Genomic DNA, 1,795 nt, shown 5'->3' with positions numbered 1-1,795 from the left:
CCACACCCCACCCCCAACAGCCCACCCAACACCGCCGAGACCCCAACCCACGACACACAAGATCGTGTCGAGCTGCGCCAAGTTGACCGTTTGGGAGTGCCGAAACGGGCGACACGCCGCAGCTCGAGACGATCAATTGACCCAGCACCCACGAGACGGACGTCAATGAGCGCGATCCGAGCGAGCGGAACCCAAGACGATTGCGGCGATGGCAGGCAGCGTCACCGATGCCACCTACCTCGCCGAGGGCCCGCGGCACGGCGTCAAGATCGCGTCGAACGGCGACAGGTTGACCGTTTGCAAGCGCCGAAACAGGCGACACGCCACAACTCGACACGATCTACCAACCGAGCGCGCCCGTGAAACGGGCATCAATGAGCGCGCGGACGAGCGGCACCACGAGATCGCGGCGATGACGGCCGGCGCCCGCCAATGCCACCTACGTCGACGAGGATCCGGCCTCACGACGCGTGAGATCGCGTCGAGCTGCGGCATGTCGCCCGTTCAGGAGCACTCAAACCGTCGACACACCGCAGGTCGACACGATCTACCGACCGGGCGCCCGCGGGACGGACGTCAATGAGCGCGATCCGAGCGATCGGGACCCAAGACGATTGCGGCGATGGCGGGCAGCGTCACCGATGCCACCTACCTCGGCGAGGGTCTCGCGGCGCGGCGTCAAGATCGCATCGAACGGCGGCGGGGTGACCGTTTGCGAGCGCCGAAACAGGCGACACGCCACAACTCGACACGATCTACCGACCGGGCGCCCGTGGGACGGACGTCAATGAGCGCGCGGACGAGCGGCACCACGAGATCGCGGCGATGGCGGGCAGAGCCCATCAATGCCACCTACGTCGGGAGGATCCCGGCCCCACGACGCGCATGATCGCGTCGAACGGTGGCGTGTTGACGGTTTGGGAGTGCTGGAACGGGCGACACGCCGCAGCTCGACGCGATCAGCCCACATCCCCGCCACAGACGGCCGTCAACGCCCGCCCGATATCGGCGAGACCCGACCCAGCGAGGCACAAGATCGTGTCGAACTGCGGCATGTCGCCCGTTCAGGAGCACTCAAACCGTCGACACACCGCAGGTCGACACGATCTACCGCCCAGGCGACCGCGGGACGGGCGTCAATGAGCGTGCAGGCGAGCGGTGCCATGAGATCACGGCGATGACGGCCTGCGCCCGCCAATGCCACCTACGTCGGCGAGGATCCGGCCGCATGATCGCGTCGAGCTGCGGCGTGTTGACGGTTTGGGAGTGCTGGAACGGGCGACACGCCGCAGCTCGACACGATCTACCAACCGGGCGCCCGTGGGAGGGGGTTTATGAGCGTGAGCTGGGTGGGCGGGATTCGGGCGATGGCGGTGATGGTGGGCAGCGCTCTTGGTCCGCCTGGCGTCGGCGGGGATGTGGCGTCGCCGACGGCGAGATCGCGTCGATCGGTGCGGCTGGGCGTTGACGTCGCATGGCCGTCGCCGGGAGGCCGTCGCCAGGGGAGCCAGGCTCGCGAGGTGCAAGATCGCGTCGAACGGTGGCGTGTTGACGGTTTGGGAGTGCTGGAACGGGCGACACGCCGCAGGTCGAGGCGATCAACCGACCCGAGCTCGGCGTCGGACGATCGTCAACGGGCGCCCATCGCCATCGGAAGCCAGGCCTGCGAGATGCAAGATCGCGTCGAACTGCGGCATGTCGACCGTTTGAGAGTGCTCGAACGGGCGACACGCCGCAGGTCGAGGCGATCAACCGACCCGAGCTCGGCGTCGGACGATCGTCAACGGGCGCCCAT

Annotated in this window: 1 protein-coding gene; it reads left to right on the top strand. The window is 67.6% G+C overall.

Annotated elements, in window-relative coordinates:
* The first annotated feature begins 208 nt into the window (after positions 1-208).
* The gene (locus tag ACYVE7_RS33495; protein WP_460370519.1) at positions 209-583 is read left to right on the top strand and encodes a hypothetical protein; all 375 of its coding nucleotides are present in this window, start codon (positions 209-211) and stop codon (positions 581-583) included.
* The last annotated feature ends 1,212 nt before the right edge of the window (positions 584-1,795 follow it).

The organism is Actinocorallia lasiicapitis (assembly GCF_054778695.1).
The sequence above is the reverse complement of the archived record's forward strand: the minus strand, read 5'-3'. Positions and strand labels throughout refer to the sequence as shown.